This is a genomic window from Escherichia sp. 93.1518, from assembly GCF_013368915.2.
In the GTDB taxonomy this organism is placed as follows: Bacteria; Pseudomonadota; Gammaproteobacteria; order Enterobacterales; family Enterobacteriaceae; genus Escherichia; species Escherichia ruysiae.
In genome coordinates, this window is sequence record NZ_JABWMT020000029.1 from 35,150 (window position 1) to 50,451 (window position 15,302).

General features: G+C 48.2%; 15 protein-coding genes. 5 read left to right on the forward strand and 10 right to left on the reverse strand.

Going from position 1 to position 15,302, the window contains the following annotated elements; translation table 11 throughout:
* Positions 1–66: 66 nt before the first annotated feature.
* On the reverse strand, positions 67–609 hold the full coding sequence (locus HEN21_RS18330; protein WP_105287033.1) for a hypothetical protein: 543 nt from the start codon (positions 607–609) through the stop codon (positions 67–69).
* Between the two features lie 227 nt (positions 610–836).
* Here HEN21_RS18330 and tsr point away from each other — a divergent pair, with 227 nt between their 5' ends.
* Positions 837–2,498: a methyl-accepting chemotaxis protein gene (gene tsr / locus HEN21_RS18335; protein ID WP_000919637.1), complete on the forward strand. Its 1,662-nt coding sequence runs from the start codon at positions 837–839 to the stop codon at positions 2,496–2,498.
* A 49-nt stretch (positions 2,499–2,547) separates the two neighbouring features.
* Here the strand turns inward: tsr and HEN21_RS18340 are convergent, their stop codons facing one another.
* Together HEN21_RS18340 and HEN21_RS18345 are read right to left on the reverse strand one after the other, a co-directional pair.
* Complete coding sequence (locus HEN21_RS18340) at positions 2,548–3,909, reverse strand: MFS transporter (RefSeq protein ID WP_000410122.1); 1,362 nt, start codon at positions 3,907–3,909, stop codon at positions 2,548–2,550.
* Between the two features lie 218 nt (positions 3,910–4,127).
* Positions 4,128–5,042 (reverse strand): GntR family transcriptional regulator, encoded by a 915-nt coding sequence (locus HEN21_RS18345; RefSeq protein WP_000091592.1) that lies wholly within the window; start codon positions 5,040–5,042, stop codon positions 4,128–4,130.
* Between the two features lie 138 nt (positions 5,043–5,180).
* Here HEN21_RS18345 and HEN21_RS18350 point away from each other — a divergent pair, with 138 nt between their 5' ends.
* Positions 5,181–6,203, forward strand: coding sequence for a zinc-binding alcohol dehydrogenase family protein (locus tag HEN21_RS18350; protein WP_176252093.1), 1,023 nt, complete (start codon positions 5,181–5,183; stop codon positions 6,201–6,203).
* Between the two features lie 119 nt (positions 6,204–6,322).
* On the opposite strand, the gene opgB is transcribed toward HEN21_RS18350, so the two are convergent.
* The 6 genes from opgB to HEN21_RS18380 all read right to left on the reverse strand — a co-directional run bounded on the left by opgB (position 6,323) and on the right by HEN21_RS18380 (position 12,029).
* Positions 6,323–8,614 carry a phosphatidylglycerol--membrane-oligosaccharide glycerophosphotransferase gene (opgB, locus tag HEN21_RS18355; RefSeq protein WP_176252094.1) on the reverse strand — a complete coding sequence of 764 codons (2,292 nt, stop codon included), beginning with the start codon at positions 8,612–8,614 and terminating at the stop codon, positions 6,323–6,325.
* A 254-nt stretch (positions 8,615–8,868) separates the two neighbouring features.
* Entirely contained in the window at positions 8,869–9,360 is a 492-nt protein-coding gene (gene yjjA, locus HEN21_RS18360; RefSeq protein WP_016231567.1) for a DUF2501 domain-containing protein YjjA, read from the reverse strand.
* Positions 9,361–9,408: 48 nt separating this feature from the next.
* Positions 9,409–10,146, reverse strand: coding sequence for a DNA replication protein DnaC (gene dnaC / locus HEN21_RS18365; RefSeq protein WP_176252095.1), 738 nt, complete (start codon positions 10,144–10,146; stop codon positions 9,409–9,411).
* Between the two features lie 2 nt (positions 10,147–10,148).
* Positions 10,149–10,688 carry a primosomal protein DnaT gene (dnaT, locus tag HEN21_RS18370; protein ID WP_010351507.1) on the reverse strand — a complete coding sequence of 180 codons (540 nt, stop codon included), beginning with the start codon at positions 10,686–10,688 and terminating at the stop codon, positions 10,149–10,151.
* Between the two features lie 106 nt (positions 10,689–10,794).
* Positions 10,795–11,268 (reverse strand): threonine/serine exporter, encoded by a 474-nt coding sequence (locus HEN21_RS18375; RefSeq protein ID WP_000525340.1) that lies wholly within the window; start codon positions 11,266–11,268, stop codon positions 10,795–10,797.
* Positions 11,259–12,029, reverse strand: coding sequence for a threonine/serine exporter family protein (locus HEN21_RS18380; RefSeq protein ID WP_010351504.1), 771 nt, complete (start codon positions 12,027–12,029; stop codon positions 11,259–11,261). Before HEN21_RS18380 ends, HEN21_RS18375 begins: the two co-directional genes overlap by 10 nt.
* A gap of 617 nt (positions 12,030–12,646) precedes the next feature.
* On the opposite strand from HEN21_RS18380, the gene HEN21_RS18385 reads away from it, so the two are divergent.
* Together HEN21_RS18385 and bglJ are read left to right on the forward strand one after the other, a co-directional pair.
* Complete coding sequence (locus tag HEN21_RS18385; protein WP_000936648.1) at positions 12,647–13,372, forward strand: helix-turn-helix domain-containing protein; 726 nt, start codon at positions 12,647–12,649, stop codon at positions 13,370–13,372.
* Positions 13,330–14,007: a DNA-binding transcriptional activator BglJ gene (gene bglJ, locus HEN21_RS18390; RefSeq protein ID WP_016159441.1), complete on the forward strand. Its 678-nt coding sequence runs from the start codon at positions 13,330–13,332 to the stop codon at positions 14,005–14,007. Before HEN21_RS18385 ends, bglJ begins: the two co-directional genes overlap by 43 nt.
* A gap of 37 nt (positions 14,008–14,044) precedes the next feature.
* Here bglJ and fhuF read toward each other — a convergent pair whose 3' ends face one another.
* A complete protein-coding gene (fhuF, locus tag HEN21_RS18395; RefSeq protein WP_176252096.1) occupies positions 14,045–14,833 on the reverse strand; it encodes a siderophore-iron reductase FhuF in 789 nt (262 codons plus the stop codon).
* Between the two features lie 140 nt (positions 14,834–14,973).
* Here fhuF and HEN21_RS18400 point away from each other — a divergent pair, with 140 nt between their 5' ends.
* Positions 14,974–15,210: a DUF1435 domain-containing protein gene (locus HEN21_RS18400; RefSeq protein ID WP_016231568.1), complete on the forward strand. Its 237-nt coding sequence runs from the start codon at positions 14,974–14,976 to the stop codon at positions 15,208–15,210.
* Positions 15,211–15,302 lie beyond the last annotated feature (92 nt).

Here is a 15,302-nt window from a genome sequence, read left to right on the forward strand (position 1 = left end):
CAACCGAAGCGATTTTTAGCCCTCGGTTGTGTTACTCATATAAAAATTATATTCACGCTATAAATATTAAATAACAATATAGCAATATGGTGTATTATTTATTTCTTTAAGTAAAACGTGTTTTTTACGAGATTTAGTAAGGTGAAATTTCTCATCTAAATAACTGTCGATGAGATAATCCAGTCTTTCCCTGTCTATCATGGGGGTGATGCCCAGGGTCCAGAAACTACGCAAATCAAGTTCAGAACGTTTAATTTTGGCACTTTTCTCTAAGTCTGCGATCATATTTTTAACACAACTAGTCGCGTCTCTGTTTTGTTTTATTTCAAGTGCGATATAGCTATCTTGCGTCCAGCCTTTTTTACGTAATAAGAAATCTGTGCGTAGTGTGGGGCGCTGGGGATTTCTGCGCTTATCACAGCAAAGTGTTTGTTCTCGCCACCATTCATGGCCTGTTGAGCAGAGCATATTGGCAAATTCAACCTGAAGCCACACTTCCCAACCAGTGATATTGTTTTGGTCAATAATATTAAGTTTTTGACAAATATCCTCACGTTCAAAAAAGAGATGTAATAGCGTTGAGAGATGATCGAAGTCACGGTTTAACATTTCAGATGTCCTTTCTTAAAAATTCACATATAGAACATATTTCGTTCAAAACAGATACAGTTAGTGTGAAAAAAATAAGAAAGAAAAATGTATCAATGAGTGGTTATTGTATTTTTGAACAAAAATAAAAAAGTGAGATAAATTTAACCAGTTTCAGGTCGCTACCTATAAAGTTTTCTCATTCCAGGCCGAAAATCCTGCTATCGGTCAACAGGAAAAGAGAAACCATGTTAAAACGTATCAGGATCGTGACCAGCTTACTGCTGGTTTTGGCCGTTTTCGGCCTTTTGCAACTGACATCAGGCAGCCTGTTCTTTAACGCTTTAAAAAAGGACAAAGAAAATCTCTCCGTCTTACAAACCATTCGCCAGCAGCAATCTACGCTAAATGGCAGTTGGGTTGCGTTGTTGCAGACGCGTAACACCCTCAACCGTGCGGGTATCCGCTACATGATGGATCAGAACAATATTGGCAGCGGTTCGACCGTCGCCGAGCTGATGCAGAGTGCCACTATTTCGCTGAAACAAGCGGAAAAAAACTGGGCAGATTACGAAGCATTACCGCGAGACTTGCATCAGAGCACAGCGGCTGCCACGGAGATCAAACGTAATTACGATATCTATCACAATGCACTGGCGGAGCTGATCCAGTTATTAGGGGCGGGCAAAATCAACGAGTTTTTTGACCAACCGACTCAGGGATATCAGGACGGTTTCGAGAAGCAGTATATGGCGTATATGCAGCAAAACGATCGTCTCTATGACATCGCCGTCACCGATAATAATGCTGCCTTTAACCAGGCAATGTGGGTGCTGGCGGGTGTGCTGATCGTCGTACTGGCGGTTATCTTCGCCGTCTGGTTTGGTATTAAAACGTCGCTGGTGGCGCCGATGAATCGCCTGATCGACAACATTCGTCATATTGCTGGCGGCGATCTGGTGAAACCGATCGAGGTAGATGGCTCTAATGAAGTGGGGCAACTGGCAGAGAGTTTGCGCCATATGCAAAGTGAACTGGTACGTACCGTGGGTGATGTGCGTAATGGTGCTAATGCCATCTATAGCGGAGCCAGCGAAATCGCTACCGGTAATAACGATCTCTCTTCACGCACTGAGCAACAAGCCGCTTCGTTAGAAGAGACGGCAGCCAGCATGGAGCAATTGACTGCGACAGTGAAACAGAATGCCGAGAACGCGCGACAGGCAAGCCATCTGGCGTTAAGTGCTTCCGAAACGGCACAACGTGGCGGTAATGTGGTCGATAGCGTGGTACAAACCATGCGCGATATTTCCACAAGCTCGCAGAAAATTGCCGATATTATCAGTGTCATCGACGGCATTGCTTTCCAGACGAATATTCTGGCCTTGAATGCGGCAGTCGAAGCAGCACGCGCGGGTGAACAAGGCCGTGGTTTTGCGGTGGTCGCGGGAGAAGTGCGTAATCTGGCTCAGCGTAGCGCCCAGGCGGCGCGTGAAATTAAAAGTCTGATTGAAGATTCGGTTGGCAAAGTGGATGTCGGATCGACACTCGTCGAAAGCGCCGGGGAAACTATGGCGGAGATTGTCAGCGCCGTGACCCGCGTGACCGATATCATGGGCGAAATTGCCTCCGCTTCTGATGAGCAGAGTCGCGGTATCGATCAGGTTGGCTTAGCGGTTGTCGAGATGGACCGGGTAACACAACAGAACGCTGCGCTGGTGGAAGAGTCTGCCGCTGCTGCCGCCGCGCTGGAAGAGCAGGCCAGCCGCCTGACTGAAGCTGTGGCTGTATTTCGTATTCAGCAAGAGCAACAGCGTCAGCGCGAAGCGTTGGCGGTAAAAACGGTGGCACCGATGGTGTCGCGTAAAGCGGTAGTGGCTGATAGCGGGGATAACTGGGAAACGTTTTAATTGCCACAAAAAATGCCCGATAAGCGATGACTTATCGGGCAAGGGGAGATTACTCTTTATGCGGATCGCTAATGGGTTGATGTACCATGAAGATGTACGCCAGCGCGCCTGCTGCGGTGACGCAACCGCAGATGAGTAGCGCCAGACGGAATGAGTGAGTGGTATCGACAATAAAACCGGTAATAATCGGCGCTAATGAGGCGCAGATGAAGCTGGCAAAGTTCTGGATACTGCCCACTGACGCGGTCATGCGAGAAGCGACCGCTACGTGAACCAGTCCCCAGCAGGATGTACTGGCAAAGTGAAGGCAGAACAACGCCATGCCAATCAGCAGAACCGCGCTCATGGGGGTTGTCGCTTGCGGTACTATCAGAGTAAAGGCGGCTGAACTGAACATCCCGGTAATAATACAGAGCTTACGGTTCTTAATCGGCTTCATCCCTCCTTTGACCAGCCAGTCGGTCACATATCCGTTGAGTAGCATCCCGATCCCACCGAACAGGAAAGGTATTGCCGCCATCAAGCCCGTGCTTTTTAAATCCAGGTGATAGGCTGTTTGCAGGTAACCCGGCAACCAGGCAATGTACAGCCATGCCGCATAGTTGATACCACTGAAACCGAGCATCATTCCCCACATTGTGCGGTTACGAAACAGGCTGCGCCATTCGGCAAAAGTGAGTGGGTCGCGGCGGGTATTGACACTACCGGCGTTGAGATAGGTTTGTTCAACGGCGGTCAGCACTACCTGCTCGCGGTTGCGATAGAGCATAAACCAGGCGATGGCGAGAAAAATACCCAGTGATCCGATGGTTATAAACATCCCACGCCAGCCGATGGCCAGCATTATCGCTGCCAGAATCGGCGGGCTTATGGCAACACCAATGATGGCGGCTGCGTTAAAAAAGCCCATCGGACGTCCACGTTCTTTGATGTTGAACCAGTCGTTAATCACTTTAACACCGCACGGGTTCATGGGAGCCTCACCGATCCCCATACCAATACGTACCAGCACGAACTGCGTAAAGCTGTGTACCATGCCAGACATTGCCTGGAATAGCGACCAGACTAGCATCCCTAGTCCCAACATCAGACGTGAACCTTTGCGATCCAGCAGTGCGCCTGCTGGCAATTGCGCAATCCCGTAAGAGAGCGAGAACACGGAGAGTAAAGCGCCCATCTCGGTGGCGTTTAACCCCAGTTCTCCACGAATAGTTACATTCGCCACCGACAGCGAACTGCGATCGAGAAAATTTATTACCGCAGCAATAAATAATAACAACATGGCGGTGGTTTGAATGTGTTTAATTCGTGTACTGCGTTGAATTAATCCATTTGGTGGCACGGGGATATCTACCGACGACGTTGAGCGAAAGGAAGATTGCGGATCGAGGGTAATATTTTCTTTTTCCACGCCGAACTCCTGTATCTATAATATATTAATTATTTGCGTAATTATGTATTGCGCAGGGTTAATATTAATGGCAGATGAAATCTTTAGGATTTCACTACCGCTCACAAGAAAACATTTATAGTCGACTGGTTGCGAGCATAGGTAAGTCGGAAATTTCGGGTGTTTATATTTTGATAAAACCGTGCACAAACTAATAGTTTGCTGTTTTTAATCTGTATTTAATAAACGTACCGCTTGTTCTTCTTGATGGAACGAATCATCGCTTGTTTAGCTGAATTCAAATGGTTACGTAGTGCAAGCGTTGCATCCACATAGCTGCGGCAAACCAAAGCACTGAGAATAGTCATATGCTCATCTATGGCTATGATATTGCGCTGCCGGCGATCGTTTTCGTCCCATTGATAGTGGAAATGAAAGATGACGGAGATAATATCAATGGATTGATTGAAAAAGATATTGTCAGTGGCTGAAAGCAATAAGGAATGGAACTCTCTGTCCAGTTGCGAGAACGTGTGAAAATTACTGCCGATGTTGTTACGCAGCATTCGGTGGCGTTCGAGCATGGTTTTCACCTGAAACCAGCGCGGATCATTATCAGGCAGGGTGAGAAAACGCTGGATTGAGCGCGTTTCCAACATTTCGCGCAGTTCAAAAAGCTGCTCGGCGTAGGATTGATCGAAATGCTTTATCCTCCACTGACCGCGTTTCTCGCTTTGGGTGAGGTTATAGCACCATAATTTTAAAAGATATTTTCTTGCCGTAATCGAGCTGACACCTGCCGCTCGCGCCAGTTGCAGCTCAGAAAAAGTTTCACCAGGCAATAACTGACGCTGATTTATCATCGTGAAAAAAAACTGCTCAAATACTTTGTCTTGCTCGCTTATCGAAGCTGCGGGACAGGCAAAACCATCGTTGTGATCAGGTTTACGCGTGATGACGTGGTCATTCCCGACCTGCGTCAGGACACCGCATTCGCGTAAGTGGCTGAGAACATGACGCACCGTGGTGCGACTGACGTTGTACATTTCCGCTAGTGAGCTTTGCGATGGGAGTGGGGAAGGGATATGACCACATACCATCTCATCAATAAACTGGTTAACCACATTATGGCGTAAATTTTGTGAGCGACTCATATTTTTCTCCTTGTCGCGCTATTAAAACCCGATTTAAAACATTTTTATGCGTGTATTTTCACAAAATAGATTTTCTATTTCACTGGCATTTTTCATTTTCATTGATATCTAAGACAACAAAAAATGGAGAGCAGAATTATGCCTAAGATAAATACATTAATTTGCCAGAAACCGAAAGAATTAGTCTGGAAACAATATGAAATGCCAATTCCCGGTGGCGATGAAGTATTGATAAAGATTAAGTCTGTCGGAATTTGTGGTACTGATATTCATGCCTGGGGTGGAAATCAACCATTTTTTAGTTATCCACGCGTGTTAGGCCATGAAATATGTGGAGAGATTGTTGAATTAGGTAAAGATATTGCTGATCTCAAAAATGGCCAGCAAGTTGCAGTGATCCCTTATATCGCCTGTCAGCAATGCCCGGCGTGTAAAAGTGGTCGCACCAACTGCTGTGAAAGCATTTCGGTCATAGGAGTGCATCAGGATGGCGGTTTTAGTGAGTATTTAAGCGTGCCAGAAGCGAACATTTTGCCCGCAGACGGCATCGACCCACAGGCGGCAGCGTTGATTGAACCCTTCGCCATTAGTGCTCATGCGGTGCGCCGCGCGGCAGTTGCGCCTGGCGAGCAGGTGCTGGTGGTCGGGGCGGGGCCAATCGGTCTTGGCGCGGCGGCAATCGCTAAAGTTGATGGCGCACAGGTGGTGGTGGTCGATACCAGTCTGGCGCGGCGTGAGCATGTGATAAGGCGTCTGGAGCTGCCCGTGCTTGATCCGTTCGCAGAAGATTTTGATGACCAACTACGCGCGCAATTTGGTGGCTCTCTGGCGCAGAAAGTGATCGACGCGACAGGTAATCAACATGCGATGAATAACACTGTTAATCTGATTCGCCACGGTGGCACGGTAGTCTTTGTCGGCCTGTTTAAAGGCGATTTGCAAATCTCTGATCCAGAATTCCACAAAAAAGAGGCCACAATAATGGGCAGCCGTAACGCTACGCCGGAAGATTTTGCGAAAGTCTGGCGACTGATGGCGGAAGGGAAGATCACTGCCGGCATGATGTTAACCCATCGCTATCCGTTCGCCACGCTGGCAGAAACCTATGAGCGCGATGTGATTAACAATCGTGAGTTGATTAAGGGTGTGGTTACTTTCTGATAATGAGTGACTGGTAAAGTGGCTATGCAGTGTTGGACACTATTTTTATTTATCAATAATGTTTTGTTGGTCGGATAAGACGTTTACGCGTCTTATCCGACCTGTAAATCCGTCAGTGTTTACCCTTCACGCGCCACCACTTTAATTTCCACCATCCCGATACCGAGTTTACGCGGCGAGTGACCGAGAATATTCCCTTCGTTGGTTGCGACGGGTTCCGGCGGCACAATCACCAGGGTGTCGGCATCGGTTGGGTTATCGAAATGCAGCGTAGTGGTGGTCACTTCGTTGCCCAGCACAATGGTTTGTTCTTCATTGCCAACGCGTACCGGAATGGGGCGGCTGGCGTTATTACCGTAGGCTTTGGCGGTAATCACCAGATCAAATTTCTTCGGCAGCGGATGCTTGTACTCGATTTTCACTTCATCGCCAAGCTGTGCATTAGACCAGCGACCCCACGACTCCGGACGGGAAATCCCGCTAAGCTGTTTCACCTCTTCCGGCGCACCCGCGACGTTAAAGATGAAACTGTCTGCTTTGTAGCGAATATCGTTATCGACAATCTTCAGTGTATCGACATTGCCTTTGTAGCGTGCCATGTCGATGACCGTGTCCTTAAATGCCGTTTTACCTTTCCATTCTGGCTTATCGACATGCTGCACTGTTTGTTGCCCGCCAAGTTGCCCCTGTGAAACACACCAGTCGGTAGAAAGCGCCAGTTCCGGCGCCCACAACTGCCCCATTTTGTAGCAGCGGTCAACCCAGATGAAATTATCACGTGGGGCGAAATCGGCCAGTTGGAAACGCAGTGGTGCGGAGTATTCACTTTCTGGCAGCGGTTCCACTCGTTTGTCTGAAACCCGCAGCAGCAGCGGCAAACGGAAATGACTACCCGAGAAGGCGATCATGTTTTTATTCTGATTGATGGTAAATTCTTTTATCTCGGTGGGGAATTTCCACAGACGAATGATATCCGGCTTCCACGCCAGTACTTTCTCTTTCATGTTCAGGAACACTTCTGACATTGACTGACCAGAAAGGCTACTGCGTCCGAGGCCGATAAAATTATCACCACCAAGGATATCCAGTACCGTAGCGCCGTTATCCATCGTGTTGCGCTTCACTGCCAGCGTCTCTTGCTGCGGTTTGTCGCCACGGATGACAAAAAACAGGTTATTGCGATCCTGCTTATTGAGGTATTTCCACGCCGTGTTATTCATCGCTAAATGGTCAGAAGAGACGACGATGACGGTATCTTTAAACCACGGTGACGCTTTGATTTTGTTGATAAACGTCGCGATGTTCTCCTGGCTACAACTTACCGCACTGAATGACTGGTTCGGTTTACCGTCAAAATCATATTTTTTGCGATTACAGGTACGAGAGATAAAACCATCCGGGTGATGGGTATCGACCGTCAGGGTAAACAGTGAGAACCGCTGACCAGAGCGGGAAAGCTCTTCAAATTTTTTCCATGCTTCATCCAGCACGGTATCGTCGTAGAATCCCCAGTCGTTGCGATAATGCGGGTCTGCGACCACGCTTTTCAGCTCTTCTGAGCCGTACAAATGGTCGAAGCCGTGTGATTTCAGGAACACATCTTTACCGGCAAAACGCAGATTGGCTCCCTGTACGAAATAGTTCTGATAACCCGAGTTTTTCAGGATATCGCCCAGACAGATGTTCTGCGGGAAGAAGCTGGAAACGGATGCAGAAGCGTTGCCTTCAAATGGAGCAAAAAGCGGAATACCACACTGGGAAGCCACCATGCCCGCAATCGTGTAGTCCGTTCCCGGCAACTGCTGCGTGTGGCTGAAATCCAGACTTTCATTTTTCAGCGCGCCCAGTTCAGGCGTGAGATCCGGGAAAGCATCGTTGTCAAAATAGGTGCGTTCGAGGCTTTCTCCGTAGATATAAACCAGGTTGAGTTTCGGGTCAGGAATGGTTTTCGACGGTTCTTTATAATAAGCCGCAAAGTCCGGATCGCCGTCGCGCGACTGGGATTTCACCAGTTCTGTTATCTGACGAAACGCCGGGCTGGCATCGACAGAACCCAGTGCCAGCAAGAGCGCCAAAAGGCTGTAACCAAAATGGTGCGGATGATGACGTCGGCGGCGCAGGATCCAGCCCAGTGCACCGAAAACGACTGCCAGTGCCAGTGCAATGCCAATACCTGGCAGGATATATTTGCTGACGCCTGCACCGGTCAGGCTGTTGGTTAAGGTATAGAGAACCGCGTCGTTAATACCATCGCCAGTAAAATAGTCGCTGGCAAACAGGGTAATATTTAAAACGACAAATAACCCTAACACCGTTAACGTGGCGGCAAACCACCAGGTGTTACGTCCCGCTTTCCATGCGTAGATCAGCACAGAGGCGAGAAACAAGGCAAATGAGAGTAGTTCTGACAACGGGCGATCCTCACTAAACCAGGCTGTGTAGCCGATGCTTAAGATTTTTTGAGAAACACAATGTAATGGCGCTGCCATATTGCTGCAATTCTAGTGTCAAAAAAATGCGATGTTGTTAGGAATTAGTTTATAAACAGACTTTTTTGATCGAGGTTGTTTCCCGCATAGCAGGGGATGAAAGCGTCAGAAGTGGGAAAAAGAGAAGGGGATTGCCGCGCCAGCCGATTAACAGCTAAAACGCGGCGTTATGCGGATCAAGAGATAAAGTTCAGACCTTGCTTTAATACCAGATCGCAGGCTTTGGTTTTCACTTTCTCCGCCAGCGGAGTCGTACCGATGTTATCCAGATTAAGCTGCTGGCCATCTTTGGTTTTCAGCAAACCCTGAATGCCGTCCAGATAGTTGGTGTCTTCTTTCTGCTCTTCGCTGTTCAGACCCAGCTTCTCCAGTACCTGGTTTTTGATGTTTTCCGCATCGGTCACCGAAGCCAGCTTTTGCTTCGCGCAGTATTGCAGAATGCCTGCGGCATTGTTCATGTTATCTGCGCTTAATGCCTGATTGCCGCTACTAAGCAGGTTAGTTAATGAAGCGAGCGACCAGCCGCCTTCCTGTGTGGTGTTTTGATTGCCTAACTCGCTGGCGGCGCTGGAGAGCGCATCTTTCCAGGAAGCGGCATTCACCCCGGCGGAAATTAATGCGCTGGCGGTAATTGCACAGCACAGAAGGTGTTTAACAGTTTTCATCATCATTACTCAAGGTGGAATTTTGTCGCAGTATAACGCCGGGAATGGGGATTAATACTCTTTACCCGTTACCCGACTACGATAACTGTCCCAGTTGAAGATCACCCACAGACTGTTACCCAGGCGCATACGATCCATAACACGCTCGCCCAGCAACTTCGTCATTTCCTCCACATTGCTGTTTGTCAGCATTCCGGTTGGGCGCTTGGAAGAAGAGCGACGATCGACGATCTGATTGATGATCACTTTTTCGTATTTAGATTCGGTCTGCACGCCGATCTCGTCGATCACCAGTAGATCAACGTTGCTCAGATCGTTGAGCAGTTGTTCTTCACTGGCACCGCTATTTTTGAAGGTATCTTTCATCGCCGACATAATATCGGCAACAGTAATAATCAATACCGATTTGCCGCGCAGCAGTAGTTCGTTGCAGATTGCCGCCGCCAAATGGTTTTTACCGGTGCCCGGCTTGCCAGAAAAGATAAAGCTGGCGATGTTGCCGTCGAACTCTTCGACATACTGACGCGCTTTGCTCAACGCATTCATCTGCCCTTCGCATTCAACACGATAGTTCTCAAAGGAACAGTTCTGATGCAGCGGACGAATGCCGGAGCGGTTAAAGGTGCGCTGCATTTTCATCGCCCGATTTTCACGTTCGAGAGCGGCGGAGCGGATCGCCCCTTGTTCTTTCTGCCAGGCCAGTAGCTCTTCACCCGTTTTGAATGCAGGTTTGATATGGGCAGGCATCATTTTTTGCAGGCGTTGCATCAGGTCGCCAACGTTTTTCATCGTTAACCTCTGAATCCTGGTGGAATTTGGCTGTCAGGTTCGCTGACCGTGTTCACATCTCGTTTGGCTAGTCCGCCGTTGCTGGCGCGACCAATTTGCAGACTGCGCGCCAGTTTTTGCTGCCACTGTACATGATGAAAGACTTTACCTTCCGCCTGCCAGTAGGCAATGAATGAGGCCAGTTCTTCGGCGGTAGCGGGCTCTCTTAGTGCCACGCCCCACAACGCGGCCTGGCGAGTGAAGTCGGCATCGGGTCGCCAGTCTGGGTACATGGCAAATTTTCCCATCGGTACGGCAACGGGGGCAGTTTGCGGTTCCTGATAGAGTTGATCGTCCAGAGCGACATCGCTTCCCGGACGTGCCAGCTTTTCTTCCAGCGCCAGCAGTTCAGCAAGACGCGCGGGCGTGACGGCATAAAACGCCGGGGCGTTGTTAGCAAATACGGCAACCATTCCGCCTTCAGCTTTTGCCAGAACGGTCTGGTGATCGTGTACCAGGGCGTCAATACCAACGACGTCCGGGGTCAAAACTCTGGAAGACATACTGTTTCTCAATATGGAACGATGAACGAGAAGGGAGATTACTTTTATAGTAACACACGGATGAAAGGAGGCTGTCTCTCATCCGTGTGCTTTAAGCGAGGCAATTTTATACGCGAGGGCGCTTGCGGTACAACCATAATCCAGGAATGGAAAGACCGATGGATAATGCACCAACAATTGATGATGCCGTAAGAAAGTTGGTTAACAGGGTAATCATCAACGGCTCGCTATAACCTAACTGACTGATTTTTACAGCTGAAATCATTGCTGTATAAGCAGAAATGCCAGGGAACATGGGGATAACAGCCGCCACGGTAAAGACTTTTGGATGCGCCAGATACCAGCGCGACCATTGAATACCAATGGTGCCGACCAGCATAGATGCCATAAAGGTTGACCACTCAATATTCAGCCCGGTAGTCATTAAGATCATTCGTGAACCATGACCAATCGCGCCAAGCAGCGCACACCAGCGTAACGCCCGAACCGGAACATTGAATACCATCGCAAATCCGACCGCAGGAATTGCCGCGAGGATCATATCCTGCACCAACGCTATGAGAAATTCGATCATACCCATCCGCGTAGTCCCCAAATCGTCAGTGCCATCACCACGCCAACGCAGGTAGCCAACGTCAACAGGCTGGCAATTGCCCAGCGTGCCAGCCCGGTATTGATGTGGCCTTTAAACATATCGGCGACGGCATTAATCAACGGAAAGCCCGGCACCAGCAACAGAACGCTGGCCGCCATCGCTATGGTAGGCGTATGACTGAATGTCGGAAGTTGTAAAAGGAGGCCGGAAATCGTGGTGGCGGCAAATGCGGTGAGGCAAAAGTTTATCTGCGGGTGAAGATGGCGTTGTGCCAGCAGTTGGCGGATGTACATGGCGATCATGCTGGCAAAGAACGTAATCAGCGCGCCGTCCCAGCCACCGTTATTCAGTTTGCAGAAACAGGCGCAAGAAAGTCCAACCATCAGGGCTACCAGCCAACGCGGATAGCGCAGAGGATGTATTTGACTAAAACGCTTCTCCACACCTTTGCAATCCAGCAATTTATGTTCCGCCAGAATCACAATGTGCTGTACTTCAGTAACCACATGCATATTAATGCCGCGATCCTGATTTTTACGTGTCGAGGTTAAACATTGACCATCTTTAATGGTGGTCAGCACAATTGCGTTGGAAGAGATGGAGCTTTCAACGCAGTCCATCCCCAGCGCACGCCCAAGTCGTGAAGAAAGCTCATCCACCAGCGCACTTTCCGCCCCGTGCTGCAAAAGAAATAATCCGCACTGGATACATAGCCGTGTTACGGCTCGCTGTTGCTCAGTTTGCATAACTCGCCCTTTGTCATAGACGTGCTGCGTATTGTTCAAATAATGAGACCCCATTTGTATCATGAAGCGCGGTTGTTTTGGGGTTGGTTAAGATCAAAATTGCGCTGATTAATTCTGGTTATGGTCACAGGAAGCGATCCGCGTCGGAGGTCAAATAAATATCCTCATGAATATTATCACTGAAATGAATTTATGGTTTTGTTTTTACTTGTTTGGCTAATAGCAGGAGAAATCAATTTATCGAATCTGGATAAGAAATATCTTTCAGTTTTTATTGCTTTTTTTGTTGTTCTTTCGGACTAAAGGCCTTGTATTTAGCCTTTGGTCATTATTTTGAATGATATCGTAAACTGATTGGATTTGCGGTTTTTGATTAAGTATTTCTAACAACATAATTTAGATATTTTAAATGTGTCAGAGGTATTTTACCAGGTTATTATTTGATGCTAGCCTCCTGAAACATACAAAGGATTTTTGGTATGTCAGGGGTAAACTGATATGAAAGTGAATGCTAAGGATAATTTATTCGCTAGATCTATTAATTTGTTGGAGTCATTTGAGGGATGAATATCCTGATTAAACCATCATGATTTATAGAGAGTGGATATGGAGGATATATGTTGCCAGGATGCTGCAAAAATGGAATTGTTATCAGTAAAATACCCGTTATGCAGGCAGGATTAAAAGAGGTCATGAGGACCCATCTACCTGAATATGAAATAACGAGTAGCGCCTCTGCGGAGGAGTTGACCTTATTACAATTACGTCGTGCTGGGTTAGTGGTTGCCGATTTATCCGGCGAAACGGAAGACCCGCGTTCCGTTTGTGAACATTACTATTCATTGATCTCACAATACCGGGAAATACATTGGGTTTTCATGGTTTCGCGTGCCTGGTACTCCCCGGCAGTAGAACTGCTTATGTGCCCAACAGCGACGTTACTGTCCGATGTCGAACCCATTGAGAATCTGGTTAAGACCGTTCGTTCCGGCAATGCGTATGCGGATCGTATCAGCGCCATGCTGACCTCTCCGGCAATGACTGAAACTCAGGATTTTAGCTATCGCACCGTCATTCTGACCCTTTCAGAGCGCAAGGTACTGCGGCTGTTAGGCAAAGGATGGGGCATCAACCAGATAGCTTCATTGCTCAAGAAAAGTAATAAAACTATCAGCGCACAAAAAAACAGTGCGATGCGTCGGCTGGCAATTCACAGCAATGCTGAGATGTATGCATGGATAAATAGCGCGCAGGGTGCAAGAGAACTTAACTTGCCTTCTGTTTATGGAGATGCCGCAGAATGGAACACAACCGAATTAAGAAGAGAAATGTCGCACTTATAGAAAAATGCGTCATGAGCAGTATCGGTATTGAGAGTTTATTCAGAAAGTTTGCGGGTAACCCTTATAAGCTCCACACCTATACCAGCCAGGAGTCGTTTCAGGATGCCATGTCGCGGTTCTCGTTTGCGGCGGTTATTTTTTCTTTTTCTGCCATGAGAAGTGAGCGCAGAGAAGGATTATCTTGCCTGACTGAGCTGGCGATTAAATTTCCGCGTACCCGACGTTTGGTTATTGCAGATGATGATATTGAAGCACGGTTGATCGGTTCATTATCTCCATCACCACTGGACGGAGTATTAAGTAAAGCATCGACGCTGGAAGTTTTTCATCAGGAGTTATTTTTGTCATTAAATGGTGTGCGTCAGGCAACCGATCGGCTGAACAATCAGTGGTACATTAACCAAAGTCGGACGTTAAGCCCAACGGAGAGAGAAATATTGCGTTTTATGTCGCGTGGCTACTCAATGACACAAATTGCCGAGCAGCTTAAACGCAATATCAAAACGATCCGCGCGCATAAATTTAATGTGATGTCGAAATTGGGCGTCAGTTCTGATGCAGGGTTGTTGGAGGCCGCAGATATTCTGTTATGTATGCGGCATTGCGAAGCAAGTAATGTGTTGCATCCCTATTAATCCGCATGATGCCGGGTTTACTTCCCCGGCAGTGCTTTCATTTCAGCGTACAATCGCCACATTGCTGCACATCCGGTAGGCGATAACGCTGGCAGCAGGTTCGGCGCACCAGCAGGCCGTCGCGCAGTACCACGGTACGCCAGAGTGGATTGTCTTCGCCGCTGGTGAGTGTTTTCTCAAAAAAGAGGGCATGGCGGAGCGATTCAACCGTCGCCTCGCCGAGCAACTGCTTCATTTCTGTCAGATACCAGTTGATCAAATAACCGGTATTACTCCAGATAAGTTTGCCGTTAATCTCTCCAGTCGCTTCTAATGTCTGCACTACCGGGACAAGCGCCTGGCTGACTAACGTTTCCATTCGCTGTTGTGGAGAATGTGTTGTTGCGTTTTTGTCTTCACACACATCGACCCAGAAACAGGCGGCGCGTCCGGTTTCGTGAAACTCAACGTGGAAATGTTCCGGGGAAAGGTCTAACGCTTTTTCCTGCGTCAGCAGCGCCAGCATTAATGGTGGCACCATCAGGCCGATATACCATTGTGCCCACAACGAGATCAGCGGCTTGTTCTCGCGGATCATCATCGGTTGGTTGCGGTAGATATGATCGGAATAGACCGCCAGTAGAGAACTTAGCGCATTCGGTGATGACCATTGCGCCAGCGTCATGGCGTTAAGCGGAGCGGGTTCATCCAGGCGGATAAACTCCAGCAAATGTTCACGATGTTTGGCGATCGTCGCACGTACGGCTTGTGCAAGCCCAGCATCCTGCGGCTGGAGATGCGTTCGCCAGATGACATCTTCAGGAAGCGGTGCGGAACGATAGGTCATAATCGTGATGGTAATCTAAATGATAATGATTGCTAATCCTAGCGATAGGTTTACCCGATAGCAAGGGATTTCTCTGGCTTGCAAATGATAAAAATTATCATATGATATTGGTTATCATTATCAATGAAAGAGATGAAACCATGTTGCAACGTACGCTGGGCAGTGGCTGGGGAGTGTTGCTGCCGGGATTGCTGATTGCAGGGCTGATGTATGCGGATTTATCGCCGGATCAGTGGCGGATTGTCATTCTGATGGGATTAGTATTGACGCCGGTGATGCTGTATCACAAACAGTTACGGCATTATGTATTGCTACCATCGTGCCTGGCGCTTATTTCTGGCGTCATGCTGATGATAATAAACTGGAATCAGGGATGATAAAGCAGGGAAGAAACAAGAGAGAAAGTAAAGATAATTGGTGCGAGGGGGGGGACTTGAACCCCCACGTCCGTAAGGACACTAACACCTGA